Source organism: Kitasatospora sp. NPDC086009 (assembly GCF_044540385.1).
In the GTDB taxonomy this organism is placed as follows: Bacteria; Actinomycetota; Actinomycetes; order Streptomycetales; family Streptomycetaceae; genus Kitasatospora.
This window is the reverse complement of the sequence record NZ_JBITSA010000004.1, coordinates 147,626-172,705: the sequence shown is the minus strand read 5'-3', so window position 1 is coordinate 172,705 and position 25,080 is coordinate 147,626. Positions and strand designations below refer to the sequence as shown.

Sequence of the window (25,080 nt, the reverse complement as noted above, 5' to 3'; positions counted from 1 at the left end):
CGGCGTGGACGTCGACGAAGCACGCGAACAGGCGCGCCTGGACTGGCAGGCCGGAGCGATCTTCCGGCCCGTCCGGACCGGCAACGCCTTCGAGGAGACCGTCGAACGCCTGCTGCAGGCGATCAAGCTCGGGGTCTTCGGGCACGGCGACCGCCTGCCCGCCGAACGCGACCTCGCCGCCCGGCTCGGGGTCAGCCGCGAGACCCTGCGCGAGGCCCTCCACACGCTCCAGGAGGCCGACTGCGTCGAGTCGCGCCGCGGCCGCTACGGCGGCACCTTCGTCACCTACCGGATGCCGCCGCCGGACGTCGGCGAGCTGCGCCGCGCCGTCCGCGACCTCGGCGGCGAACTGGAGGACGCGCTGACCTACCGCCTGGTGCTGGAGACCGGCGCCGCCGAGGCCGCCGCCCGGCGCACCCTCTCCCCCGACCAGCGCGCCTACCTGGAGCGCCGGCTGGCCGACCTGGAGGGCGCACCCGCGGAGCGGTACCGCCAGCTGGACTCGCGCTTCCACCTCGCCGTCGGCGAACTCACCGGCTCGCGCACGCTGGCCACCGGCATCGCCGAGGCCCGGATGCGCCTCAACGACCTGCTGAACGCCATCCCGATGCTCGACCGCAACATCGAGCACGCCGCCGACCAGCACCGGGCGATGGTCCGGGCGATCCTGGACGGCGACGGCGAGGCCGCCCGCCGCGCCACCGAGGAGCACCTCGCCGGGACGGCCGCCCTGCTCCGGGGCTTCCTTGCCTGAGGGGCCGTCACCTACGGCGACAGCAGCGTCTCGATGGCCAAGGGCAACGGGATGCTGGTCAGGAACAGCTACCTCCAGATCCAGCACGGGACGCTCTCCATTTCCTCCGGCGGCAACCCGCCGCAGGTCCGGGAGCTGTGAGGAACCCCGCGGTACCTGACCGGCGCCAGGCCCCGCCCCCCGCGGTCTCGGGGGGCGGGGCCGTCTCATGTGTGCCTCATGCGCCGGGACCGGGGCCGTCTCATGGACCAGAACCAGCCGAATGACGAATGTTGATCAATGACTGCCAACTCGTGCTCGTAGTCCATTGACATCGATCAGGTGTTTGCACTGTACTTCCGACGCAAGGTGCGTGCTATTGGTCTAGACCACGGGCATCACAACGCCCTGCCCCACCAAGGAGGATCACCCATGAAGGGTCTTCGACTCCCGGTACGCCTACTGGGCGTACTCGCTCTGGTCGTCGCGGGGGTGACGGCCACCACCCCGCCGCAGGCCGTCGCGGCGGGCACCGCCCCGCAGACGATCCCCGCGCTCCAGCAGTGGAGTGCGGGCTCCGGCCCCTCGTACACGCTCGGCACCGGCTCGCGGATCGTCATCGACAGCGCCTACGCCTCCCAACTGTCCGACGAATCCGCCGTGTTCGCCGAGGACATCGCCGCGCTGACCGGCATCACCGTGGCCCGGACCACCGGATCGGCCGCCTCGGTCGCGACCGGCGACATCTTCCTCACGCTGGGCTCCGCCGACACCGGTCTCGGCAGCGAGGGCTACTCGCTCACCGTCGGCCCGTCCGTCCGGATCCAGGCCGCGACCGACGGCGGCGCGTTCTACGGCACCCGCTCGGTGCTGCAGTTGCTGAAGCTCTCCCCCACCATCCCGGCCGGCACCGCCCGCGACTGGGCGGCCTACCCCGAGCGCGGCCTCATGGTCGACACAGGCCGCAAGTTCTTCCCCATCCCCTGGCTGCGGAACCAGATCAGGGACATGGCGTACACCAAGCTCAACACCCTGCACCTGCACCTCAACGACACGTTCGGCTTCCGTCTGGAGAGCTCCACCCACCCGGAGATCGTCTCCGCCGACCACTACAGCAAGCAGGAGATCACCGACCTCGTCGCGTTCGCCGCGAAGTACCACGTGACCGTCCTGCCCGAGCTGGACATGCCCGGGCACATGGACGCCGTCCTCGCCGCGCACCCCGAGCTCAAGCTCCGGGCGGCCAACGGAAGCACCCCGGACGGCAGCAACATCGACCTCTCCAACCCCGCCTCCTACGTCCTGATGAAGGACCTGATCACCGAGTTCATGCCGCTGTTCCCGCACGGCACCTGGCACCTGGGCGCCGACGAGTACGGCGTCGACTACGGGTCCTACCCCCAGCTGCTCGCCTACGCCAGGCAGCAGTACGGCGCGAACGCCAAGGCCAAGGACGTCTACTACGGGTTCGTGCGGTGGGCCGACGGCATCGTGCGCGCCGGCGGCAGGACGGCACGCATGTGGAACGACGGCATCACCGGCGGCGACGGCACCATCCCCGTGAACGCCGACATCACCGTCGACTACTGGTACGACCTCGGGATGACCCCTCAGCAACTGCTGAACACCGGCCACCGGATCGTCAACAGCTCCTGGACGCCGACCTACTACGTCCTCGGTGGCGCGAAGCCCAACACCACCTACATGTACGAGCAGTGGAACCCGGGGATCTTCCAGAACGGGGGCACGATCGACGACCGCTCGCGCAACAGCGGGTCGCTCCTGCACGTGTGGTGCGACCGGCCCGACGCGGAGACCACGACCCAGATCGCGGCCGGCATCAGGAACCCCCTGCGGGCCCTGGCCCAGCAGACCTGGGGATCACCGAAGCCGGCGGCCTCCTACACCGGGTTCCAGCAGGTGATCGCGGCCGTCGGCGGTGCTCCCGGGCAGCCCACCGACACCGGCCCGGGTGACCTGGCACTGAACCGGCCGACCACCGCGTCCTCCACCGAGACGGCGGGCCTGCCGGCCACCGGCGCCACCGACGGCAGCTACGGCACCCGGTGGTCCAGCCAGTACACCGACCCCCAGTGGCTGCAGGTCGACCTCGGCGCCACCCGCACCGTCCACGAGGTGAAGCTGACCTGGGAGGCCGCCTACGCCCGGGCCTTCCAGATCCAGGTCTCCGACGACGCCGTCACCTGGCGCACCGTCTACTCCACCACCACCGGCACCGGTGGAACCAGCACCCTCACCGGACTCGACGGCACCGGCCGCTACATCCGGGTGTACGCCACCCAGCGTGCGACCACCTGGGGATACTCCCTCTGGGAGTTCGAAGTCCGCGGCGTCTAGCCGGCGTTGGTCAGGTGTCTCGTCCCGGCCCTGCGCCTCTTCCGGGCCCGGAGCCGGGTCAGGGCGGAGCGAGCTGGGAGGACCGGTCGCCGGTCCTCCCAGCGACGTGCTCGGGGGTCGTAGCTCTCATGCGGCCCGGCGGGCGCGACCGCCGGTGGCCCTACGCCCAGAGCTGTTCGCCGAGCGTCCCGCCCGGTGCGGCGCCGGGGAGCACATAGGCCACGGCCGAGGCCCGGTGCTCGACGAACGGGCCCAGCGCGTCGCGTTCGGCCAGGCGGTTCTGGACCCGGGTGAACAGGGCGGGATCGCGCATGAAGGCGCAGAACAGCAGGCCGCGGTCGTCGAGGCCGTCGTCGTAGCTGTAGCTGCGGCGGAGCATCCGGGCGCCGCCGTCGAGACGGGGGCTGCTGAGGCGGACGTGCGCGGACGCGGGGATGACGTAGGAGCCGTCCGGGTTCTTGGCGTAGATGTCCGGGTCGTCGTGCTCGGCGGTGCCGGTGAGCGGGACGCCGTCGCCCCCGCGGCGGCCCATCACCGCGTCCTGCCGCTCCCCGGGGAGCGCCGCGAAGCCGTCGACGTCCATCCGGATCCGGCGGTACACGAGGACGGTCCCGTTCTCGTGCGGCCCCGGCGGGCCCCAGACCCACTGCCGGGCGGCGTCGTCGTCGGGATTGGCGGTGCCGTCCTTGAAGCCGAACAGGTTCCGCGGTGTCACGCCCCGGGGCGTGAGGGGCAGGAAGCCGGACTGGGTCCAGCGGGGGACGAGGCCGGCGGCCTTCGCGGCGGCGGTGGCCAGTTCCGCGACGACCGTCGGGGTCCAGCGGTCGGCGGCGCACAGCTGGACCACCAGATCGCCGTGGCTGCGCGCCGGGTCGAGGCGCTCGCCGGGGAACGGCGGCAGGTCGGCCAGTCCGGCGGGCACGTTCAGGCCGAGCCGGGAGGCGAGTCCGGGACCCACGCCGACCAGGGAGGCGAGCCGGGTCGGCACGCCCGTCCCCAGGCGCGGGTCGGGCAGCGTACCGGCGGCCGCGCCGGAGAGCGTGCGGGTCAGCGCGTCGAGGACGGCGCGGAGGGTCTGCCGGTCCGCAGCCGCGGTGGTCGCCGGGAGGTCGAACGACAGCAGCTGTGCGACAGGCAGTTGAGGCTCCGTCACCCCGGCCTGCCGGGGCCCGTGGAAGGGGACCGCCGACCCGGGCGGCGGGCCGGCGGGGTGCGACCGGTCGTCCGGCGTCAGGGCGTCGCCCGCCAGCGCCTCGGCGGCCGCGCCGATCCCGGCGGCCAGCACCGCGCCCGCCGCGAGCACGGCCCTGCGTCCCAAACCGGCCGCGGCTGGTCGTGCCGGTTCCTGCGGATTTCCCGGTTCGGTATGCATGGCCGATATTGGAGACGATAGAACACGTATCATGCAAATCCCCTCTCCTCAGCGCCTGTTGTCCGATCGGTCCGCCCGGCCCGCCGCATTCCGGGCGACGCTGCCGAGACGCCTGTCGGTGCTGGTCACCCTGGTCGCGGTGGCGGCGACGGGGTGCTCGGCGACGGATTCCCAGCCGTCCGGGAAACCGCATCCGGCCGGGAACGTCGTTCGCGTACCGGAGGACTTCGCCACGGTGCAGCAGGCGGTGGACATCGCGCGTGAGGGTGACACCGTGCTGATCCAGCCGGGGGTGTACCGCGAGAGCGTGCGGGTCACCGTGCCGCGGGTGGTCGTGCGCGGCACGGACCGGAACGCGGTGGTCCTCGACGGCGGGGTGCGGCTCGTCAACGGCATCACCGTCACCGGCGCCGGCTCGGTGGTGGAGAACCTCACCGTCCGCGGCTTCCTCGCCAACGGCGTCCTGTTCACCGGGGTCACCGACGACCAACTGCAGCGTCGCGGCGCCGGCGGCTCGGCCTACGACCCGCTGGACACCGTCCGGTTCCCGCCGGTCCAGGGCTTCCGCGCCTCCCGGGTGACGGCGTACAACAACGGGCTCTACGGCATCTACGCCTTCGACGCGCGCGGCGGCGTCATCGAGGACTCCTACGCCTCCGGCGGCGCCGACTCCGGCATCTACGTCGGCCAGTGCAAGCCCTGCGACACGCTGGTGCGCGGCAACACGGTCGAACGCAACGCGGTCGGCATCGAGATCACCAACGCCTCGGACAACCTCACGGTGCTCGGCAACCGCGTGGTCGGCAACCGCGTCGGCGTGACGGTCAACTCCAACGACCTGGAGGCCCTCGCCCCGCAGCACGGCGCGGTGATCGCCGGCAACGTGATCGCCGGCAACAACGCCGCGGACTCGCCCGAGCAGGCCGACGGCGGCTTCGGGATCGGCATCGGCATCGGCGGCGGCACCGCGAACCAGGTGCTGCGCAACCTCGTCCGGGACAACCGCGCGGCCGGGGTCGTCATCACCGACCCGCCCGGGCACCCCGCCGCCGGCAACCGCGTCGAGGGCAACCACGCCACGGCCAACGGCGTCGACCTCGTGCTGGCCTCGACCGATCCCGCGAACTGCTTCACCGGCAACTCGCCCGCGACGCAGAGCCCGAACGGCCTGGAGGAGGTGGCCGGGTGCGGCGCCGCCGCGCGCCAGGCCGTCCCGGCCGGTCGGCCGGCCGCCGTCGAACCACCGCCCGGCACACCGTTCAACTCCGTCCCCGTGCCGCCCGCCCAGCCTTCGATGCCCGATCCCTCCGCGCCCGGCCGCCCGGCGACGGACCTGCCCGGACCGGTCGATCCGAACCGCTACCCGCTGCCGACCGACGTCGCCGCCATGCCGCAGCCGAACTGAGCCGGGCCGGCCGCCAGCGCTGCCCGCCGGTCGGGGATCCCCGGGGGGACCCGGCGGCGCCCGGCCGGCGGCGCCGTGTCAGCCGGCGGCCCAGGGTGCCTCGGGCAGCTTCGCCGCCTCGTCGCGCCCGGTGATCTCGACGGTCGTCGGGGTGCCGAGGCCGGGCATCCGCATCGTCACCCGCCGCAGACCGCCGTCACCGTCGATCCAGTAGGTCAGCGGCGACAACTCACCGTCGGCCCCCGCCCCGTGCGCGGCGTCGCCGGAGCGCGGCCCGGAGAACCGGTCGTAGCTCCGGCCGTCGATCAGGTCGCGGCCCAGCCATCGCGGACCGGACTGCGCGAGCAGCAACGGGTTGTCGGGCCGGTCCGCACCCAGCTGGATCAGCAGTTGGAGGCCGGAGTCCAGGGGGTCCGCCGTGTAGCCGCGCGGCGACCAGCCCGGGCGGGGGATGTGCTCGGCCTGCTGCCAGGCCGGGCCGCCGCCACCACCCGCCTGCGGCGCCAGCCCCAGTCCGGCGCCGTCCCACACGATCAGCCCGTGGTCCAGCTCACCCGTGGGCCCGGTGACCCGGTAGCTGCCCGCCGCCCGGTGCGTGCGGTAGTCCACGACCCCCTCCACCCGCACCACCACGCCACCGCCCTCGGCGGCGGTGAGGGTCACCGTCGCCGGGCTCGCCTGGTACAGGTTGAGGCGCGACACCGCGATGCGCGATGCCTCGTCGACGGTCACCGGCCGGCTGGTGGTGCTGTCGGAGACGTTCCGGTAGACGACCACGCCGCCCGTGGCGGCCCCGCACACGGTGACCGCCAGCAGCACCCGGAGCCAGCCGGCCCGCCGCGGCGCGCGGGCGCCGCCGGACCGCTCCCGCGCCGTGGCGCCGCCGGACTTCCACCGGGCCGTGAAACCGCCGGGCTTCCGCCCGGCCGTCTTGTCGCCGCGCTTCGTCCCGGCCGTGCTGTCACCGGGCTTCCGCCCGGCCGTCTTGTCGCCGGACTTGCTCCGGGCCATGACCATGCCTTCTCTCACGTCGGTGACACACTCGGGCGGGTTCGCGAACCCGATGGTCCGCGAACCCGCCCGATCCGCCCCTGCCGGCCGCCGGCCCGTCGGGCTGCGACGGCCGGGCCGGGGTGTTACCGGTGCCGGGCCCTACGCCCGCGCAGTCCTACCAGCACCCCGCCGAGCGCCGTGAGCCCCACGGCGACGAGGGCCATCGGTACGAGCGGCCCCGTGCCGGTGCTCGCCAGGGGCGAGCCCGGCGCGGGCCGCGGCGGGCCCGGTGCGGCGGCCGGCACGACGGGCGGCTCCGGCGGGTTCGACGCGGGCGGTACGCCGGCCGTCTCCGTCGGGGTCGGCGTCGCGGCCGGCGTCGTGGGCGACGGGGTGGGCGTGGGGGTGGGCGACGGGGTGGGCAGCAGCCGGTTGACCGCCGTGACCGAGACGCCGTCCGCGAGGTTCTCGGACGTCAGCACCAGCGGACCGAACACCGTGGTGTCCGGCGCCGCGTAGCCCTCGGGCGGGCTGAGCTCCTGCCAGTAGTACGTCCCCGGCTCACCGGCGCCCCGGCACAGGCCGTCGGCGCCGGTGGTGCACGGGCTCCCCAGCTTCGCGTCCGGCTTGTCACCGGTGGGCTGCAGCCCGTCGGTGCCGTTCGTCTCGTGCCACAGCTGGAACCTCGCCCCCGCCAGCGGCTTGCCGTCCTGGTCGTGCTTGACCAGGCGCAGCGCGCCCTCCTGCCGGCGGAACCCGAAGTCGAAGGTGTGGTCGTTCTCGCCCGGCCCGCCGGTGGTCAGCGCCCGCTCGGGGAACCGTCCGCCGTCGGGGACGACGCCCTTGGAGTCGATGAAGTGGTTGTCGCCGACGTCCGCGTCGGTGGGCACCCACTGGTACAGGGGGCCGCCCTTGGCGTAGTCGGCCGGGTTGTCCAGCCTGATGGTGTACTTGGTGCGCGGCTTGAGGCCGCCGTCCACGTCGGAGTCGTCGAAGTAGTACTCGCCGCGGGCGGTCGTCCTCGTCGTGCCGACGAGCTTCCCCGACTCGTCGTAGAGGTGGACGGTCGCGCCGGGGACGGGACGCTGGCCCGGGCGCTGGACGCCGGTGCGCTCCGGGTCGTACCAGACCCGGTTGCCGATCTGCAGCGGCGCCTGGTCGCAGAGGACCTCCAGGTCGCCCATCGACGCGCCCTTGCCGAACGGGGCCACCGTTCCCGGCGGGTTGAGCCGCAGGCCGAACTTCGGGTCCTGCTTCCCGTCGCGCTGGAGGAACGACGTGCCGTACCCCAAGGCGGTGTGGTTGGGGTCGAAGGCGGAGACCGCGATGGTGTTCTCGGCCTTGGAGAGCGCCATGCCGGCGAACGCCGTGTTGCGGTGGCCGCCCCAGCTGGTGTCGAAGAACCGGGTGCCCCGGGGAGAGAGCCCGCAGCCGTTGTTGGTGTCCAGCACGAACGTGCCGCCCGCCGGGCAGGCCTTGTTCAGGTCGCCGCCGGACATGACGACGGCGACGGAGCCCGGTGCGGGGGCGGCCGGGGCGCGGTCGGCGAAGCGGTCGCGGAAGGCCAGCAGCATCGAGCCGTCGCTCTCGAAGGCGATCTCGCCCAGCTCGGGCTCGGGGTTGGCGATGGTGGAGGCGCCGCACGGGTTGCCGTTCTGCGACGTCGGGTAGGTGCTCGTCCACGGGAACCAGCCCGCGCCGTCGCACGGGCCACCGCCGACGGTCGACTGCCGCGGGTAGTCGAGCGGCTGGTCCAGCACCGGCTTGCCGAACACCCCGGTGGCGAGGTCGAACGGCAGGACGACCGCGCGGAGGTCGGCGACCTTGCCGGTGGACTCGCCGGAGCACACCCCGCCGAGGTAGCCCTTGCCGTCCTGGAGGCCCAGGCCGAAGGGGCGCCAGTCCCCCGCCGCCGGGCAGCCCGGATCCGGGACCGCGTAGGAGGCCTTCGGCGCCGCCGCGGTGGGCGCGGTGGCGTCGTAGCGGTAGAGCCTGCGGTCGTTGAGGTTCACGACGAACAGGTCCCGGCCGTCATCGGTGATCTTGAGGCCGCCCAGGCTCTCCTTGCCCGGCACACCGAGGAAGGCGTCGTCGGTGCCACCGCCGTGAACCGTCGCACCGGCCTCCGGGACGGTGGTGAACAGGGTAGTCCTCTTCTGGGCGAGGTCGGTGACGTAGATCGCCCCGGCGCCGCCCGGACCGTAGTCGGTGGTGCGCTTGGCCAGCGCTGAGGAGAACACCCGCCGGTCGGAGCGGTTCCACCCGATGCCGTAGAGCGTGCCGGTCTCGGCGTCGGTGGCGATGTCCGTGACGTTCACGTCCACGCCGTCCTGGCCGCGCGCGCTGTAGGGGAAGGACACCAGCGTGCGCTGGGCGCCGCCCTCGCGCGAGGTGGGCTGACAGGTCGTCATCAGCGGTGCGTTCTTCTGGCAGTAGTCACCGGGGTTCCACAGCCCCGTGGTGAACGCGACGTTCTTGCCGCCGGAGAGGTCGACGAACTCCTCGTTGCTGCTCAGCCTGTTCGGAGCGCCGTCCAGTCCCTCCCGGGAGGCGAAGGCCGGGAACAGCACGCCCGGCTTCGGATTCACCACCTGGACGCGGTACTTGCCGCCGGACAGCTTCGCCGCCGGGGCGAGGGTGACCGTGCCGTCCGCCGCCGTCGCCCCCTGGACCGCGGTGCCGGCGTCATCGGTGAGCGTCACCGTGACACCCGCGAGGCCGGGTTCCAGCGCCGGCGTCCAGACCCCGCTCGTGTCCACCGCCCGCACCACCCGGACCGTCACCGACCCGTCGCCGGACTGCGGGAACGCCGCCGGCGCCACGGCCAGCGAGCAGCCCGCGATCCCCAGTGCCACTGCCGCGGTTCTCGCCACGGCCCGGCGGCCGGGCGAACCCGACCGCCCCCAACCCGGCCCGCGCGCGGAGCCGTTCAACCGATCACTTGTAGATGTCATTCCCACTCTCATCGTCGAGGGCCTGCGCCCGGCCGCCTGAGGAGCCGTGTGGAGTGACGGAGCACCCGCCATTCAGCGGAAGCTTAAAGGCGTCGTAAGGAAGGTGCGGGCACAATCGTCATTTTGACGCTCCATCAGGTGACTCTCCCCGATCTCGGCGGCGACCAGGAGGTCCGCGGGCGGTACGTCTGCGGACCGACCCCCGACCCCGACATACCGACGCCCCAAACCTTCCCGGGCAGCTCGCCAGCCGAACGGGTGAATCCGCCGACGGCTGTCCGCCGCGCACCCTCCCCACCCGACGAGCACCCGCCACCGGCGCGAAGCCGCACGGTCCGCCAGTGCTCGAACGCGCGCTCGCCGCCTGTGCACTGGGCTCCGCCACCCTCGCCGCACTCCCTCGCGACCACCTCGGGGTGTCCTCGGAAGCGCGGGGGGTGCTCGAAAAGTCCCCGTTCGCCCCGGGCACGCCCGACGGAAATCCGCTTGAACGCCGCCCTCGAACAGCACCATCATCAGACGCCACCCGACCCGAGGTGACCACGCCAACTCAACCAGCCCACAGCACACTTGACGCTCACCGCCGGCCAGACGGCGCGCCGGCCGGCCTGAGCACGGGTGCCCCGCCGCACCCCGCCGACCACCGCGAGTCCCCGTCAGCCCGAGCAGTCCCGGAGGTAGCACCGTGGAGATCCTTCGCCAGGCCGTGTCCGTCATCGTCCACGACCAGGACCGAGATCTGGTCGCGACGCTCCGCTACGCCGCGCACGGCTGGCGCGCGACGCCGGCGTGGACGATCCCCGGCGGCAAGGTCGAGGAGGGCGAGCGGCTGGACGAGGCCGCCGCCCGCGAGTTGCGGGAGGAGACCGGGCTGATCACCGATCCCGGGGGCCTACGGCTCGTGCACACGATCCAGGTCCGCCAGGGCTGGGACGGCGAGGGCCCGTTCCTGCTGTCGGTGTTCCTCGCCACCGCCTGGAGCGGTGAACTGACGAACGCCGAGCCGGACAAGCACCTCGGCGCCCACTGGTCCCCGGTCGACGCGCCACCGCTGCCGATGTTCGCCACCGCCCACGCCGCCCTCACGCTCTACCGGGGCGGGGGCCGCGGCTTCTCCACCCACGGCTGGGGCGGCGAAGGGTCCGACCCGCGTGCGCTCGTCGGCGCGTGAGACCGGTGGGACGACACCGCCGACCGCCCGACCCGCACCTGCCGGACGACGCCGACCTGCGGCTGCGCGCGATCGCGCGGCAGCAGAACGTCGTGGAGGAGGGCGTCGCCGTCCTCCCCGGCAGCGCCGCCCCGTACGCCTACCGGACGGTGCACCGGCCGGACGGCGGAGTCGACCACCACCTCGTCCGCCTCGATCCCCCGCCACCCCCGCCGCCCCCGCTCTCCCCCTGGCCGGGTGAACCGCGATGACGCCCGCGCCCGCCCCGGCCCCGCCCCGCCGTGGAACCGCACCGCGGGGATCACCTGCCCCGGTGTGAGGTCCTCGGCGTCGTCTGCCCTGCATATATGACGATTCATCCTTGTAGGTGCAGTTTCTATACACACCATGGGTAACAGCGCGAATTCGTGCTGTCATAGCTGCGCCAGATCCCCGGCACGCATCGCACCTTCGCGGGAAGGCAGGAAGATGGGCAGATCCACGTTCGCGGCCACGACGATGGCCGTCGCACTGACGGTTTCGGGGTTGCTCGCCGCCGTAGGGAGCCCGGCCCACGCCGAGGCGGGGCAGGACAACATCGGCATGTACAAACAGGAGAAGACCCAGTGGTGCTGGGTCGCCTCCGGGCTGACGATCGCCAAGTTCCAGGGCTACGGCAGCACACAGACGGACTTCTGCACCCGGGCCCAACCCTCCTACGGCTGCAACAACCAGCCCGCCACACTCGACGACATGGCCAGGGGCTGGAACAGCCTCGGCATGGCCCACCCCGGCTCCGGCCTGAACAGCGCGGCCACGTTCAACCAGGTCTACACCGACGTCAAGGCGGCCCGCCCGGTCGCCGCCCGCATCGGGTGGACGTCCGGCGGTGGCCACATGAACGTCGTCTACGGCTTCGACACGTCGAACAACACCATCGCCGTCGCCGACCCGTGGCCGGACACCGCCACCTACACGTGGTGGAACTACAACGACTACGTCAGCAACAGCTCGTTCAAGTGGACCCACTCCCGGATCGGCATCTCCCGTTAAGGCAGGCGGCATGCACCGAGCAAGAATGTCCAGCAAGCGGGCGGCCTCCCGCCGCTCCCGCCTGACCACCGTCCTGGTACTGAGCGCGGCCGCGCTGCTGACAGCCGCCGGCCCCGCCCACGCGACCGCGCCCATGGACCCGCTCCCGGCGGACATCCCGGACTACCAGGCCGCCCTCGACCTGGTGAAGTCGGCCGACGTCCGCGCCACCGTCTGCCGGTTCCTCAGCGTGCCGGTGCCCCAGGGGGACGCGGTCGGCGCACCGCAGGCGATCCCCGACAAGGCCGACCCGTGCGAGGGCCTGCCGGCGTTCACCGTCAAGGACCCGTTGGCGCTGAACGAGATCACTCCCGGCTTCGCCGCGGGGACGTCCCTGCCGATCGCCACCGAGGCGGTCAAGCTGAGCTATCTGGTCTCCGCGCTGAACGCCCCGGTCAACGGGCGGAACGCCACCGTCATGCTCGCCCCCACGCAGGGCGGCGGGTGGCATCTGGCGGCCGTGCGCGAGGGCGACAGCGACGCCACGTTCGCGGGCAGGGCCACGGTGGGGACGCTGGTGTTCTCCGAGCCGCAGATCCGCGGCTGGTACCAGCTGAAGCTCACCACGGTCGAACCGCTCAACGACCAGGCGCGGCAGGGGCTGGACGGCCAGTCGGCGGTCTCGCTGAGCGCCTACCAGAAGCTGGTCAAGGCCCGTTACGCCGACAAGCTGCCCGGCTCGGTATACGACACCACGGGCATGTCCAGCGGCTACGGCGTCGCGAAGAAGTCGGCAGCCGCCCCTTCCTCGACACCCGTGCTCGTCGGCGGTTCGGGCGTGGCCCTGGCGCTCGCGGGTGGCGCCTTCGCCCTCCTCCGCCGCCGTCGGCGCGACAACGTCGCCTGAACGCGGCCACCATCGCCCCGACCCCGCCGCCGACCGGGGTCGGGGCGAAGCCGCCCACCGGTGCTGTCCCACGACGCCATCGAAGGGCACGACGTACCGCAGGGTGAATCCCTCGGGAGAGGTTCGACCGGGAATCGACCTGTCAGGACTGACGAGGCGTCATAGAACGGGGACTGACAGCGACTCAGGTGAATCGCCGGGCGTGCGTCGACGTGATGACGACGCACGCCCGGGGCCGTCCGTACGGGAGCCGACCATGTCCGACCGGGAGCGGCTGCACGACGCGGTGCTCGAAGTCCGCGAGTCCTACGACCGGCTGAACGAGCAGCGGCTCGGCCGCCGGTGGGACCTCACCGACTACGCGGTTTCGTGGGCGACGTGGGCGACCTCGCGAAGCCGGTGATGGCCCACGACGGCCACCGCACCGACGTGGCGGGCGGCCGCGAGCTGCTCGCCCGCGAGCTGTCGGACTGCCTGTTCTCCCTCCTGGTGATCGCCGAGGAGACCGGCATCGACCTCGAAGCCCGGTTCCCGGCCGACCTGTCCGCCCTCGCCGCCCGGGTCCGCGCGCAGCTCGCCACGGGAGCGCCGCCGCCTCCCGCCACCCCCTGACCCAGCCGGGCGCCACGCGGCACGAGCGTCGAACGCCCCGCCCCTGGGCGGATGCCCCGAAGGGTGTTGCGCCTCGCCGACGTGGGGTGGAACCTCTCAGGCTGGAGGTGGTCCAGGTGACCGACATCAGGGTCTCGCTGTCCGTGCGCGACCTCACCCACGAGGACCTGCCCTCGTGCGGCTGGGCGGGCTCCGCCCTGCACGTGCGCCGGCTCGCCGACCAGGTGCGGCGGGCCGAGCGCGGTGAGGTCGACTACCTGGCCGTGCACGGGCCCGCCGGCCTGCCGGTGGCGATCGGCGGCGTCGACTACACGGTCAGGAGCGGTGCCGGCACGCTCTGGCAGCTCGGCGTCCATCCGGCGCTCCGGTCGTGCGGCATCGGCACCCTGCTGATCGTCTCCGCGGAGGCCCGGATCACCGCCCGGGGCCTGACGGTGGCCGAACTGGGCGTGGAGGAGGGCAACCCCAGGGCCCGCGCCCTCTACGAGCGGCTCGGCTACCGGGCCTACGGCCGCGAACCGGACTCCTGGGAGGTGGAGACCGCGGAGGGCTCGGTCGAACGGTACGAGACCGTGTGCACGTTGATGCGCAAGGACCTCACGTAGCCGAGGACGGGCTGCACCGACGAAGTCGGCTGGGTGCCGCAGGCTCCGCCGAAGTACCCCGTCCCCGTGCGGTGCGTCACCGGGCGGAAAAGCTCACCCCCGGCCGCGGCGCACGCCAGAATCACCTCAGGCCAGTCGGTGCGCCGACACGATCCGAAGGAGCGCCGCCATGACCCGCTACAGTGTCGACCCCGCCCGGCACGAGCTGATCGCCGCCTGGGGAACCGGCGGCGGCGACCTCTCCGCCCGCGTCGCCGTCCTTCCCTCCGAGGCCGACACCGCCGCGCTGCTGCGCCTGGCCGGCACGCTCACCCAGCTGTCCGAGGCGGCCTGGCGCACCTACACCCACCCGGCCAGCGCCGCCGACTCCCTGGAGTCCGGCAGCGAGGGATGGCGGCGCGAGCGGGAGCGCGAGGCCTTCGGCGAGGTCGCCGCCGCCGTCGCCCGCCCCAACCTGCCCCAGGGCGGGATGCTGACCGTCTCCTACAGCCCCCTGGTGGAGTCCGCGAACCGGATCGGCCGTGCCCTGGTGGCCCTGGGCGACCCGGAACTCACCGCCACCGTCCTGGCCGAGGCCGCCCAGGAGCTCGCCGCCGTGGAGAGCGCCGAACTCGGCGACCTCTCCGGCCGCGCCCAGCAGGCCGTCCTGCTCAGTCGCGAGGACGCCTCGCCCGCCCAGGTCGCCGCCGCCGACCACCTCTTCCGTCAGGACCCGTTCGGCCCCGCTGAGCTCTTCTCCGGCATCGACCCCACCGCCGCGGCCGTCGCCGCGGCCCACTGGCTCACCGCCGCGGCCGAGATCGCCGCCGAGGCCTCCGGCCACGACCGCGCCACCGTCGTGCTCGAAGCCGACGCCATCGAGGCGCTCGCCCACGAGACCCCCACCCTCGTCCTCGAACTCATCGACGCCGGAGCGTCCCCGCACGACGCCGTCGCCGGGCTCGTCCGGCACGCCCTGCAGGTGGCCGACGGTCTGCTGCCCGACCCCACCGCCCTGCGGGACCAGCTCAACGACTTCGAGGAGGCCCTCGCCGAGTACGCGGAGGACGACGGCGACGAGGGCCTCGCTCCGGAGGACACCGGCCTGCGCCTGACCCCCCTCGACCCGCGGCGCCCCGCCCGCGACCTCCTCGAAGACCTCCTCGCCGGCATCCACGGCTGCTGGCTCCTCCACGACCAGTACACCGACGCCGACCACGACGAGGACGCGACCCCGGAGACCCCCGCCCACGAGGACGACGAGGAGACCGCTGAGGAGTTGCACCAGCAGCGCAGCCGTGGTCAGTTCGCCGCCCGGGTGCGCGCCGTCGCGGCCCGCGATCGCGACCGGCTGGTCTGACGCCGCAGCGCTGTCGAACCGCCACCGGCGGCCGCCGCTCCGCCGGCGCGACCCGGCGCGTGCCGGCGCGTGCCGGACCCCACACGCCGCCGGGATCGGGGGTCCGCCCGGAGCTCGTCAGCGGCCGGGTCCGGGTTCGCCGTAGCGGCGCCCCGCGCGGTCGCCGAGCACGGTGACGGCTGCGGGGAGCGGCGAGTCGGCCGCGGCCCGGGACCCGCGGACGTTGCGGCGCGGGTCCTGCCCCGGCCCCGGCAGGATCCGTGCGGCGAGGCCGAGCAGGCGGGTCGTGGTGGCGGGAGCGAGGCCCTGGAGCCGGACGCCCACCTTGGCCGCCGGGGTGAGGACGAGTTCGGGCCTGCGGCGCTCGGCGGCGCGGACGATGGCGCGGGCGGCGCGCTCCGCGTCCATGGACAGCAGGGGGAGCGACGCCGCCGCGGCGAACCAGCTGTACTCGGCGCCGGGCCTGCCGTGGAAGCGGGCCGCGGTGTGCGAGCCGGTCCGCATCAGGCCGGGCAGCACGGTGGTGACACTGACCCCGGCCCCCTCGCCCGCTCCGGCTCCCGCTCCGGCGAGTTCGGCCCGCAGTCCCTGCGACAGGCCGGCCGCGGCGAACTTCGCGGTGGCGTACGGGAGCAGGTGGGGTGCGGCGATGCGTCCGCCGACGGAGGAGATGTTCACCAGCGTGCCGGCCGTACTGGCCCGTAGGTCGGGCAGGGCCGCGAGGGTCAGCCGCAAGGGGGCGAAGAGCATCGTCTCCATCGCCTCGCGGAAGTCCTCCTCCCGCAGCGCGTCCAAGGGGCCGACCTGAATGATGCCGGCGTTGTTGACCAGCACGTCCAGGGGCCCGAAGCGGTCGTGCACCGCGTCCAGCAACGCGCGCGGGGCGGACTCGTCGGTGATGTCGCAGACCACGGACGCCACCTCGGCGCCCTCGGCACGCAGACGGCTCTCGGCGAATCCGAGCTCGCGCGGGTCGCGGGCGCAGAGCATCACCCGGCAGCCGCGCCGGGCGAGTTCCTGGGCGATGAGCAGGCCGAGCCCTCGCGACGAGCCCGTGACCAGGGCGGTCCGGTCGGCGAAGCGGTGCAGCGTTCGGGACATGGGGGCTCCCGGGAGCGGTCACGCCGGTGCGGCGTCGGGGACGGGGATCAGTCGGGGGCGGGATCAGTCGGGGACAGGGATCAGGGATTGAAGAGGATCTTGACGGCGCCGTCCTGCTTCTTCTGGAACAGGCGGTAGGCGTCGGGCGCCTCGGCGAGCGGGAGATGGTGGGTGGCGAAGGCCTCCACGCCCAGCGGGTCGTCGTCGGAGAGCAGCGGGAGGATGTCGTCGGACCAGCGGTGGACGTTGGCCTGGCCCATGCGCAGCTGGATCTGCTTGTCGAACAGGGTGAGCATCGGGAGCGGATCGGTCATGCCGCCGTAGACCCCGGACAGGGAGATGGTGCCGCCGCGGCGGACGATGTCGATGGCGAGGTGGAGGGCGTGGAGGCGGTCCACTCCGACGTGCTGCATGAGCCGGGCGGCCAGGGCGCTCGGCAGCAGGGCCGTGGACTGCTGGGCGAGGGTCGCGGCCGGCGAGCCGTGCGCCTCCATGCCGACGGCGTCGATGACGGCGTGCGGGCCGCGGCCCTCGGTCATCTCACGGATCGTGTCGGCCAGGCCCTTGCCGTGCCGGTCGAGGTCGAGGACGGTGGCCCCGCGGGCGCGGACCCGCTCCAGGCGTTCCGGTACGAGGTCCACCCCGATCACCTGGCCGGCGCCGCGGTGGGCGGCGATCCGGGTGCACATGTCGCCGATCGGCCCGAGGCCCAGGACGACCAGGCTGCCGCCGTCGGGCACGTCGGCGTACTCCACGGCCTGCCAGGCGGTCGGGAGGACGTCGGAGAGCAGGACGTACCGGTCGTCGGGCGGGCCCTGCGGCACCTTGATGGGCAGCGTGTTGCCGAACGGCACGCGCAGTAGCTCGGCCTGCCCACCGGGCACCTGGCCGTAGAGCTTCGTGTACCCGAACAGTGACGCCCCGGTGCCGTACTCGCGGACCTGGGTCGTCTCGCACTGCGAGTGCAGACCCTGCGCGCAGGTGAAGCAGGTGCCGCAGGAGACGTTGAAGGGCACCACGACCCGGTCGCCTGGCCGGACGGCGGTGACCTCGGGGCCGACCTCCTGGACCACGCCCATCGGTTCGTGGCCGAGGATGTCGCCCGGATCCAGGAACGGGCCGAGGACCTCGTAGAGGTGGAGGTCCGATCCGCACAGTCCGGTGGTGGTGATCTTCACGATGACGTCGGTCGGGTCCTCGATCACGGGATCGGGCACCGATTCGACCCGTACGTTCCGCCTTCCTTGCCAGGTCAGAGCCTTCACGGCCACTCCTCTCGCTGGATCCCCCCTCGGCGCCGCGGCTCGCAGGCGAGCCGCGCGGACGCGCGATTGCCGGTGCGCGCCCACCGGGAGGCGACTGTTTCCCGCCGTCCCGCACGGCCCGCGCCTGCCCGGGCGCGGGAACGTGAAACGCCCCCGCGCAGGGGTGCGGGTCGCCGCCGTCGCCCTCCCCCGCCGTGCGCGATCGGGCCGAAACTGCTCTGCTGGGTGCGGATGTGCCTTCCGCACGGGATGCCGGCCGGCGCCGCCCGCTTCGGGATGGTCGTCACCACCGGCTGACCCGTGGCGCCCGCGTGGCTCGGCCCTCCCGGGTGGACCCGGGAGGGCCGAGCCACGCTTCGGGCGGGCCGCTCAGCGCCGCTCCTCCGGGCGCTGCGGCTCCTCCCAGCGGGTGTGGAAGACCCCGTCGCGGTCGACCCGCCGGTAGGTGTGCGCGCCGAAGAAGTCCCGCTGCCCCTGGACCAGGGCGGCCGGCAGCCGCTCGGCCCGCAGGCTGTCGTAGTACGCGAGCGCGGTCGCGAAGCCCGGCGCCGGCACGCCCAGCTGGGCCGCCGTCGAGACCACCCGCCGCCAGGCCGACTGGGCGGACCCGAGCGCCTCCGTGAAGTGGGCGTCGGTCAGCAGGGTGGGCAGCTCCCGGTTCCCGTCGTAGGCGGCCTTGATCCGGTCGAGGAACCTGGCCCTGATGATGCATCCGCCGCGCCAGATGGCGGCCATCTCGCCGGGGTCGATCCGCCAGGAGTACTCGGCGCTGCCGGCCTGGATCTGCTGGAAGCCCTGGGCGTACGCGACCATCTTGGAGGCGTACAGGGCCTGCTCGACGTCGTCGGCGAAGCGGTCCGCGGCGGCGCTGTCCAGCCAGGTCTCGGTCGGTCCGGGCAGGCCGCGGCCCGCCTCGCGAAGGGACACGCCGCCGGACAGCGACCGGGCGAAGACCGCCTCGGCGATGCCTCCGACGGGCACCCCGAGCTCCAGCGCGGTCTGGACCGTCCAGCGCCCGGTGCCCTTCTGCTCGGCCCGGTCCAGCACGACGTCGACGAAGGGCCGGCCGGTGTCCGCGTCGGTGTGGGCGAGGATGTCCGCGGTGATCTCGATCAGGTAGGACTCCAGCCGCCCGCCGTTCCAGGTGCGGAACACCTCGGCGATCTGCGGCGGCTGCAGGCCCGCGGCGTGGCGCAGCAGGTCGTAGGCCTCGGCGATCAGCTGCATGTCCGCGTACTCGATGCCGTTGTGGACCATCTTGACGAAGTGGCCGGCACCGTCCGGTCCGACGTGCGTGCAGCAGGGCTTGCCGTCGACCCGGGCCGCGATGTCCTCCAGCAGCGGTCCCAGCAGCCGGTACGCCTCCGCCGTGCCGCCCGGCATGATGCTGGGGCCCTCCAGCGCGCCCTGCTCGCCGCCCGAGATGCCGCTTCCGACGAAGTGCAGCCCGCGTCCGCGCAGGGCGGCCTCCCGCCGTCGGGTGTCGAGGAAGTGGGCGTTCCCGCCGTCCACCAGCACGTCGCCCTCGTCGAGCAGCGGGACGAGTTCGTCGATGACCGCGTCGGTCGGCTCCCCGGCCTTGACCATGACGACGATCATGCGCGGGCGTTCGATCGCCGCGACGAACGCCTCCGGCGAGTCGGCCGGGACGAACTCGCCCTCGTGCCCGAACTCCTCCAGCAGGGCGGTGGTCCTGGCCCGGGTGCGGTTGTGCACGGCGACGCGGTAGCCGTGGCGGGCGAAGTTCCTGGCCAGGTTGCGGCCCATCACGGCCAGTCCGGTGACGCCGATCCGGGCCTTCGACTGCTCGGTCATGACGTTCTCCTCCTCGGCGGGCTCCTACTCGGCGGACAGCGAGAGGACCTCGTCCTCGGGGACCTCCAGGTACCGCTCCCCCGCGACCTCGATCTCCGAGCCCGAGAACGTGGCGAAGACGATCCGGTCGCCGACCTTGACGTCCACCGGGTGCGGCTTGCCGCTCTCCAGCGGCCGGCCGGGTCCCACCGCCACCACCTCGCCCGTACGGGTGTCGGCGTCGGCGGCGGGTTCCCCGATCGGCCTGACGACCAGGCGATCGTGCTCCGGGTGGAAGTCGGGCATGGGGTGCTCCTCTGTACTGGGCGGTACGGGTGCGGGCGGTGGAACCGGCGGAACCGGGCGGCCGACGCGCGGCCGAACCGGTCCGCCTCCGATTCTCCCGGGGTTCCCGGATCCTGCACGGTCTGGCCGCGCGCCTTCGGCCTCCCGGGGCTCGCCGGGTCCTTCCGTGGGCCTCACCCGGAGCACACGCGGACCACACTGCCACCTCGCCCGGACCACACGCGGACAGCGCAGCGCCGCGGGCGCTCGCTCAGCAGTCAGCGGGGCTGGAGCCGGGTGCGCAGGAGGCAGAACTCGTTGCCCTCCGGGTCGGCCAGCACGTGCCAGTCCTCGGCGCCGGTCTGGCCGATGTCGACGGGCCTGGCGCCGAGCGCGAGCAGCCGGGCCAGTTCGGCGTCCTGGTCCCGGTCGGTCGGGCTGACGTCGATGTGCAGCCGGAGCTTCCTCCCGGGCCGGGGGTCACCACTGGGGCTGAGGACCAGGGTGGGCTGCGGGCCGCCGAAGCCGACGCCGGGCGGCCCGATCTCGATGCTCCCGTCGGCCTCCCGGCCGAGTTCGACGTAGCCGAGGACCTCGCTCCAGAACGCGGCGAGTTGCTCGGGGTCGGCACAGTCGATGACCAGCTCACTGATGCGGCATGCCATGCCCGCCAGTGTACGGAGCCGGGCCGGGCGGCCGGCCTCGGTGCTCCCCCGAGCCGCCGGTTCCGGCCCCGGCGGCTCGGAGGCCTCCGACGGGAGGTGGCGGCCTCCCGTCGGAGGCCGGCTCAGTGCCGCTCCGCCGTGCCGCGGGCCCAGCTGCCGAGCACGGGGACGCAGCGCTCGGCGAAGTCCTCGTAGTCGGCGGCCGTGTTGTAGACGTGGGTCGAGAGGCGGAAGTAGCCGACGCCGTCGAAGCTGGTGAACGCGGCCTCGACGCCCAGCTCGGCCGCGACCCGGTCGCGCAGGGCGTCGGCTTCGAGGCGGGTGGCGGCCAGGCCGTCGGGGAGCCGGACCAGCCGCAGGGCGTTCACCGGCATGCCGACGTCGACGGCGGCGCTCTCGCCGGTCAGCTTCGTGACGGCCTCGCCGACGATGCGTTCGGCGTAGTCCGCCAGCTCGCGCAGGTAGTCGCGGGCGGCCGCCCAGCCCCAGGTCCGCTCGATGAAGCCCAGCGCCTCCGGGGCCGCCAGGTAGCTGCTGGCGTCGATCGTGCCCTGGGTGTCGAAGCGCTCGGGGAACGGGGCTTCGACCGCCCAGGAGTCGATCAACGGGTAGAGCTGGTGACGGAGTTCGCTGCGGACCACCAGGGCCGAGGCGCCGCGCGGGGAGCAGCCGAACTTGTGCAGGTTGCCGACCCAGACGTCGAACTCCAGCCCGGCCAGGGGGTCTTCGGCCAGGCCCGGTACGTGGGCCCCGTCTATCAGCAGGGGGATGCCCAGCTCCCGGGCCGCCGCGCCGATCTCCTTCACCGGCATCCAGCGGGCGGTGGCCGAGGTGATGTGGTCGAGGACGATCAGCGCGGTCCGGTCGGTGACCTCGGCGAGCACCGCGGCGCAGGCCTCCTCGGCCGTGGCGTCAAGCGGCACCCGTGCCGTCCGGACGCTGCCGCCCCAGCGGCGGGCCAGCCGCTCGGCGCCCATGGTGACGGCGCCGTAGCCGTGGTCGGTGACCAGCACATCGCCGCCGGGCCGGGCCGGGAGGTTGCCGTACACGACGCTCGCGCCCGCGCTGGCGTTGGGCACGAGGGCGAGGTCGCGCGGGTCGACCCGGAGGAAGTCCGCGACCTTCGACCGGGCGGCCGCCACCCGCCCGGGCAGGGCCGGGAACCACACCACCGGCGCCCGGTCCATCTCGGCACGCAGCCGCTGCTGCTCCTGCTGCGCGACCTCCGGGACGGCGCCGAAGGAGCCGTGGTTGAGGTGGGTCAGCGCCGGATCCAGCGTCCAGGCGCCGGCGGCGGGCCGGCCGTCCGGCAGCAGCAGGGGAAGCGGGGCGGGACTCATGTCGTCTCCAGGAGGGTGCCGTCGGTCGCAGGGTGAGGGTCGTCCGGTGGGACTGCCGGAGAATCCGGTCCATCATGACGTCCGAGGCCTACGGTGCTTACCGCGGCCCCCGGTTCGGGCCCCGGGCCCGGGCCGGCCCGTGGTGCTCGCGCCCTCCGGTGCGGGCACGGCGCCCGGCCCGGTAGCGTGCCGGGATGGGAAAGATCGTCACGTATCTGGAGATGACCGGTCGCGAGGAGCTGACGCCGGGTCGGGCGGTGCCCGGGATGGAGCTGCGGCGCGAGGAGGGCTTGTCGGCGCTGGTGCGTTCGGTCCAGGCCCGGGTCGGGGCCGCGTACGGCTGGCGCAGTTCCAGCCGGACCGACCAGCAGTGGACGGAGCTGGCGCGGGCGCACCCGCACCGCCAGTACTGGCTGGTCGAACTGTCGGGCACGACGGCCGGGATCGCCGCCCTGGAGCCCCAGGCCGGCGGGGAGGTGGAGATCGTCACCTTCGGGCTCCTGCCGGAGTACGTCGGGCAGGGGCTCGGCGGCCACGCGCTCACCCTCGCCCTGCGGCAGGCCTGGGCGACCGAGCCGTTCGAGGCGGAGTCGGTCCGCAGGGTGTGGCTGCACACCGATTCGAACGACCACCCGACCGCGCTGGGCAACTACCTGCGCCGGGGTTTGCGCGTCCACCGCACCGAGACCGTCGAGGGCGCCTGACCGGGCCGTCTCCCGCCGGCCGCGGCTGCCCCGGCGCCACACCGCGGCGGCCGCGGCCGCCCCCTCCTGCCGGTCGTGCCGCCCGCGCACCGCCTGGATCGCCCGCCCGTGCAGGCGCGCTGTCAGCGGCCTGTGATGTTGTGTCAGTGAGCTGTGTGCGATCCATCAGTGGCCCGGTGGAACCTCGGAGTGCCTGAAGGGTTCAGGCTTCGGAGGGGAGTTCCCGTGCATGACGTGGTAATCGTGGGCGCCGGCCCGGTCGGTCTGTTCCTCGCCTGTGAGCTCGGCCTCGCGGGCTGTTCGGTCCTGGTTCTCGAACGGGAGGCCGAGCCCGGCTCCCCCTGGCGGGCGGCGCCGCTCGGGAGCCGGGGCCTCAACACCGCGTCGGCCGAGGCGTTCCACCGCCGGGGGCTGCTGGACCGGCTGCGGAAGGCCGCCGGTCTCGACGACGCTCCCGGGTCGGCCCGGCCGCGCCTGGGCGGCCACTTCGGCGGAATGATGCTCGACCCGGCCAGGATCGACGTCGCCGCCCTGCCGTTCCGGCTTCCCGGCTCGGCCACGGAGAGCATGATGGCGTCCCTCGACGTGGTCGAGGGGCTGCTGTCCGAGCGGGCAACCGCACTCGGTGTGGAGATCAGGCGCGGCGTCACGGTCTCGGCGGTCACCCAGGACGACGAGGGCGTGGTGGCCCGGGCGGGCGAGGACTCGTACCCGGCGCGCTGGCTGGTCGGCTGCGACGGCGGACGCAGCGCCGTGCGCCGGCTCACGGGCTTCGACTTCGTCGGCACCGGGCCGCAGCTCACCGGCTACTCGATGCGCGCTACCCTGGCCGATCCCGAGGAGCTGGCTTTCGGCTTCAACCTCACGCCGACGGGCCTGTACGTCCGGATGCCCGGCAAGGGGCACGTCGCCATGATGGACTTCGACGGCGGCGCGTTCGACCGCTCGCAGCCGCCCACCCGCGCGCACCTCCAGTCGGTGCTGCGCCGGGTCTCCGGGACGGACGTGACGCTGGGCGAGGTCGACCTGGTGTCGACCTTCACCGACCGGGCGATGCAGACGACGACCTACCGGCAGGGGCGCGTCCTGCTCGCGGGCGACGCCGCGCACATCCACTCCCCGCTGGGCGGCCAGGGGCTCAACACCGGCATCGGCGACGCCGTGAACCTGGGCTGGAAGCTCGCGGCGACCGTGCACGGGCACGCGCCGGACGGACTCCTCGACAGCTACACCCGGGAGCGCCACCCGGTCGGCGCCGCGGTGCTCGACTGGACGCGCGCCCAGGTAGCGGCCATGCGGCCGGACCCGCACGGGCGGGCGATCCAGGCGGTGGTGCGCGAGCTGATCGGCACCCGTGACGGAGCGACCTTCGTATTCGAGCGGATATCGGGCGCCTCGGTCCGCTACGACCTCGGCGACGAGAACCCGCTGGTCGGCCGCAGCGCCCCGGACTTCCTCCTCGGGGACGGCACCCGCCTCGGCGAGCTGCTGCGGGACGGCCGGGGCGTCCTGCTCGACTTCACGGCCGACCGGCACCTGCGCGAGGCGGCCGGGGACCGGGAGAGCCGGATCCGGTACGCGGCCGGGCCGGCCGCGAACGACCTCGGGTTCGGCGCCGTACTCGTCCGGCCCGACGGCACCGTCGCCTGGGCGGACGGCCACGACCCCGACCGCAAGTCGCTCGCCTCCGCCGCCGACCGGTGGTTCGGCGCTCCGGCGTCCTGACGCGGTCCCGGCTCCTCCCCTCCTCTCCCCTCCTCTCCCCTGCTCGACCGACTTCCAGGAGCACGCCCATGACGATCAACCTCCGCCCCGGGAGCACGGTGATGTTCACCGGCGATTCGATCACCGACTGCGGGCGGCCGGCGACCGAGCACGGCCTCGGCTCCGGCTACCCGCTGCGGATCGCGGGCGAGTGGGGGCTGCGGCACCCCGAGCGGGCCGTGACCTGGCTGAACTCCGCGGTCCCGGGCGACAAGGTGCGGGACCTCGAAGCCCGTTGGCAGGCGGACGTGCTCGACGCGCGCCCGGACGTGGTGTCGGTCCTCGTCGGCATCAACGACGTCGGCTGGCACACGATCGCCCCGGAGGGACACGTGGTCCCCGTGGAGGACTTCGCGGCCGGCTACGACCGCCTGCTCGCTCCGCTCGCCGCGGCCGGCACCGAGCTGATCCTCGTCGAACCGTTCCTCCTGCCGATCGGCGCCACCGTCGAGGCGGGCGACGCCCTGGTCGACGCCGGGATCCGGAAGCAGTGGCGGGCCGATCTGGACCCGAAGATCCAGGTCGTGCGCGAGCTCGCCCGCACCTACGGGGCTCACCTGCTCGCGGCCGACGGCATGTTCGCCGAACTCTGCGCGACGGCTGGACCGGAGCACTGGTCCGAGGACGGCGTGCACCCGACACCGCCCGCCCACGCCGCGCTCGCGGCGGCCTGGCTTCGCCTGGTCGCCTGACCTCCGCCGG

The 25,080-nt window shown here is 73.6% G+C and carries 23 protein-coding genes; 14 read left to right on the top strand and 9 right to left on the bottom strand.

Annotated elements, in window-relative coordinates; translation table 11 throughout:
* Positions 1–4 precede the first annotated feature (4 nt).
* Positions 5–754 (top strand): FCD domain-containing protein, encoded by a 750-nt coding sequence (locus ACIF6L_RS12715; RefSeq protein WP_329485424.1) that lies wholly within the window; start codon positions 5–7, stop codon positions 752–754.
* Between the two features lie 411 nt (positions 755–1,165).
* A complete protein-coding gene (locus tag ACIF6L_RS12710; RefSeq protein ID WP_396489262.1) occupies positions 1,166–3,091 on the top strand; it encodes a family 20 glycosylhydrolase in 1,926 nt (641 codons plus the stop codon).
* Positions 3,092–3,251: 160 nt separating this feature from the next.
* Here the strand turns inward: ACIF6L_RS12710 and ACIF6L_RS12705 are convergent, their stop codons facing one another.
* Positions 3,252–4,409 (bottom strand): Dyp-type peroxidase, encoded by a 1,158-nt coding sequence (locus tag ACIF6L_RS12705; protein WP_396492517.1) that lies wholly within the window; start codon positions 4,407–4,409, stop codon positions 3,252–3,254.
* A 112-nt stretch (positions 4,410–4,521) separates the two neighbouring features.
* Here ACIF6L_RS12705 and ACIF6L_RS12700 point away from each other — a divergent pair, with 112 nt between their 5' ends.
* The gene (locus ACIF6L_RS12700) at positions 4,522–5,868 is read left to right on the top strand and encodes a right-handed parallel beta-helix repeat-containing protein (RefSeq protein WP_396489265.1); all 1,347 of its coding nucleotides are present in this window, start codon (positions 4,522–4,524) and stop codon (positions 5,866–5,868) included.
* Positions 5,869–5,946: 78 nt separating this feature from the next.
* Here the strand turns inward: ACIF6L_RS12700 and ACIF6L_RS12695 are convergent, their stop codons facing one another.
* Positions 5,947–6,879: a hypothetical protein gene (locus ACIF6L_RS12695; RefSeq protein WP_396489267.1), complete on the bottom strand. Its 933-nt coding sequence runs from the start codon at positions 6,877–6,879 to the stop codon at positions 5,947–5,949.
* 125 nt (positions 6,880–7,004) lie between these two features.
* Positions 7,005–9,716, bottom strand: coding sequence for an SdrD B-like domain-containing protein (locus ACIF6L_RS12690; protein ID WP_396489268.1), 2,712 nt, complete (start codon positions 9,714–9,716; stop codon positions 7,005–7,007).
* Positions 9,717–10,500: 784 nt separating this feature from the next.
* Between ACIF6L_RS12690 and ACIF6L_RS12685 the strand changes: the two genes are divergently transcribed.
* From ACIF6L_RS12685 to ACIF6L_RS12650, 8 genes are all read left to right on the top strand, one after another.
* The gene (locus tag ACIF6L_RS12685; protein ID WP_396489270.1) at positions 10,501–10,986 is read left to right on the top strand and encodes an NUDIX domain-containing protein; all 486 of its coding nucleotides are present in this window, start codon (positions 10,501–10,503) and stop codon (positions 10,984–10,986) included.
* Between the two features lie 5 nt (positions 10,987–10,991).
* Entirely contained in the window at positions 10,992–11,237 is a 246-nt protein-coding gene (locus ACIF6L_RS12680; RefSeq protein ID WP_396489272.1) for a hypothetical protein, read from the top strand.
* 217 nt (positions 11,238–11,454) lie between these two features.
* Complete coding sequence (locus ACIF6L_RS12675; protein WP_396489274.1) at positions 11,455–12,018, top strand: papain-like cysteine protease family protein; 564 nt, start codon at positions 11,455–11,457, stop codon at positions 12,016–12,018.
* A 25-nt stretch (positions 12,019–12,043) separates the two neighbouring features.
* Positions 12,044–12,904: a hypothetical protein gene (locus ACIF6L_RS12670; RefSeq protein ID WP_396489275.1), complete on the top strand. Its 861-nt coding sequence runs from the start codon at positions 12,044–12,046 to the stop codon at positions 12,902–12,904.
* A 256-nt stretch (positions 12,905–13,160) separates the two neighbouring features.
* Entirely contained in the window at positions 13,161–13,307 is a 147-nt protein-coding gene (locus ACIF6L_RS12665) for a hypothetical protein (RefSeq protein WP_396489277.1), read from the top strand.
* On the top strand, positions 13,283–13,516 hold the full coding sequence (locus ACIF6L_RS12660; RefSeq protein WP_396489279.1) for a hypothetical protein: 234 nt from the start codon (positions 13,283–13,285) through the stop codon (positions 13,514–13,516). Before ACIF6L_RS12665 ends, ACIF6L_RS12660 begins: the two co-directional genes overlap by 25 nt.
* 116 nt (positions 13,517–13,632) lie before the next feature.
* Positions 13,633–14,121, top strand: a complete 489-nt coding sequence (locus ACIF6L_RS12655; protein ID WP_396489281.1) for a GNAT family N-acetyltransferase — start codon at positions 13,633–13,635, stop codon at positions 14,119–14,121.
* A gap of 169 nt (positions 14,122–14,290) precedes the next feature.
* Positions 14,291–15,460, top strand: a complete 1,170-nt coding sequence (locus ACIF6L_RS12650; protein ID WP_396489283.1) for a hypothetical protein — start codon at positions 14,291–14,293, stop codon at positions 15,458–15,460.
* Positions 15,461–15,577: 117 nt separating this feature from the next.
* Here the strand turns inward: ACIF6L_RS12650 and ACIF6L_RS12645 are convergent, their stop codons facing one another.
* The 6 genes from ACIF6L_RS12645 to ACIF6L_RS12620 all read right to left on the bottom strand — a co-directional run bounded on the left by ACIF6L_RS12645 (position 15,578) and on the right by ACIF6L_RS12620 (position 21,910).
* Complete coding sequence (locus ACIF6L_RS12645; RefSeq protein WP_396489285.1) at positions 15,578–16,561, bottom strand: SDR family NAD(P)-dependent oxidoreductase; 984 nt, start codon at positions 16,559–16,561, stop codon at positions 15,578–15,580.
* An 80-nt stretch (positions 16,562–16,641) separates the two neighbouring features.
* A complete protein-coding gene (locus tag ACIF6L_RS12640; RefSeq protein ID WP_396489287.1) occupies positions 16,642–17,826 on the bottom strand; it encodes a zinc-dependent alcohol dehydrogenase in 1,185 nt (394 codons plus the stop codon).
* A 369-nt stretch (positions 17,827–18,195) separates the two neighbouring features.
* A complete protein-coding gene (gene gndA, locus ACIF6L_RS12635; RefSeq protein WP_359808537.1) occupies positions 18,196–19,641 on the bottom strand; it encodes an NADP-dependent phosphogluconate dehydrogenase in 1,446 nt (481 codons plus the stop codon).
* A 24-nt stretch (positions 19,642–19,665) separates the two neighbouring features.
* Positions 19,666–19,926, bottom strand: a complete 261-nt coding sequence (locus tag ACIF6L_RS12630; RefSeq protein WP_329485443.1) for a co-chaperone GroES — start codon at positions 19,924–19,926, stop codon at positions 19,666–19,668.
* Positions 19,927–20,183: 257 nt separating this feature from the next.
* Positions 20,184–20,570 (bottom strand): VOC family protein, encoded by a 387-nt coding sequence (locus tag ACIF6L_RS12625; protein WP_396489289.1) that lies wholly within the window; start codon positions 20,568–20,570, stop codon positions 20,184–20,186.
* A gap of 122 nt (positions 20,571–20,692) precedes the next feature.
* Positions 20,693–21,910 (bottom strand): aminotransferase class V-fold PLP-dependent enzyme, encoded by a 1,218-nt coding sequence (locus tag ACIF6L_RS12620; RefSeq protein WP_396489291.1) that lies wholly within the window; start codon positions 21,908–21,910, stop codon positions 20,693–20,695.
* A 194-nt stretch (positions 21,911–22,104) separates the two neighbouring features.
* On the opposite strand from ACIF6L_RS12620, the gene ACIF6L_RS12615 reads away from it, so the two are divergent.
* The 3 genes from ACIF6L_RS12615 (at position 22,105) to ACIF6L_RS12605 (ending at position 25,070) form a co-directional block, all read left to right on the top strand.
* The gene (locus tag ACIF6L_RS12615; RefSeq protein ID WP_380388823.1) at positions 22,105–22,614 is read left to right on the top strand and encodes a GNAT family N-acetyltransferase; all 510 of its coding nucleotides are present in this window, start codon (positions 22,105–22,107) and stop codon (positions 22,612–22,614) included.
* Positions 22,615–22,839: 225 nt separating this feature from the next.
* The gene (locus ACIF6L_RS12610) at positions 22,840–24,339 is read left to right on the top strand and encodes an FAD-dependent oxidoreductase (RefSeq protein ID WP_396489293.1); all 1,500 of its coding nucleotides are present in this window, start codon (positions 22,840–22,842) and stop codon (positions 24,337–24,339) included.
* Between the two features lie 68 nt (positions 24,340–24,407).
* A complete protein-coding gene (locus tag ACIF6L_RS12605; RefSeq protein ID WP_359808542.1) occupies positions 24,408–25,070 on the top strand; it encodes an SGNH/GDSL hydrolase family protein in 663 nt (220 codons plus the stop codon).
* Positions 25,071–25,080: the final 10 nt, after the last annotated feature.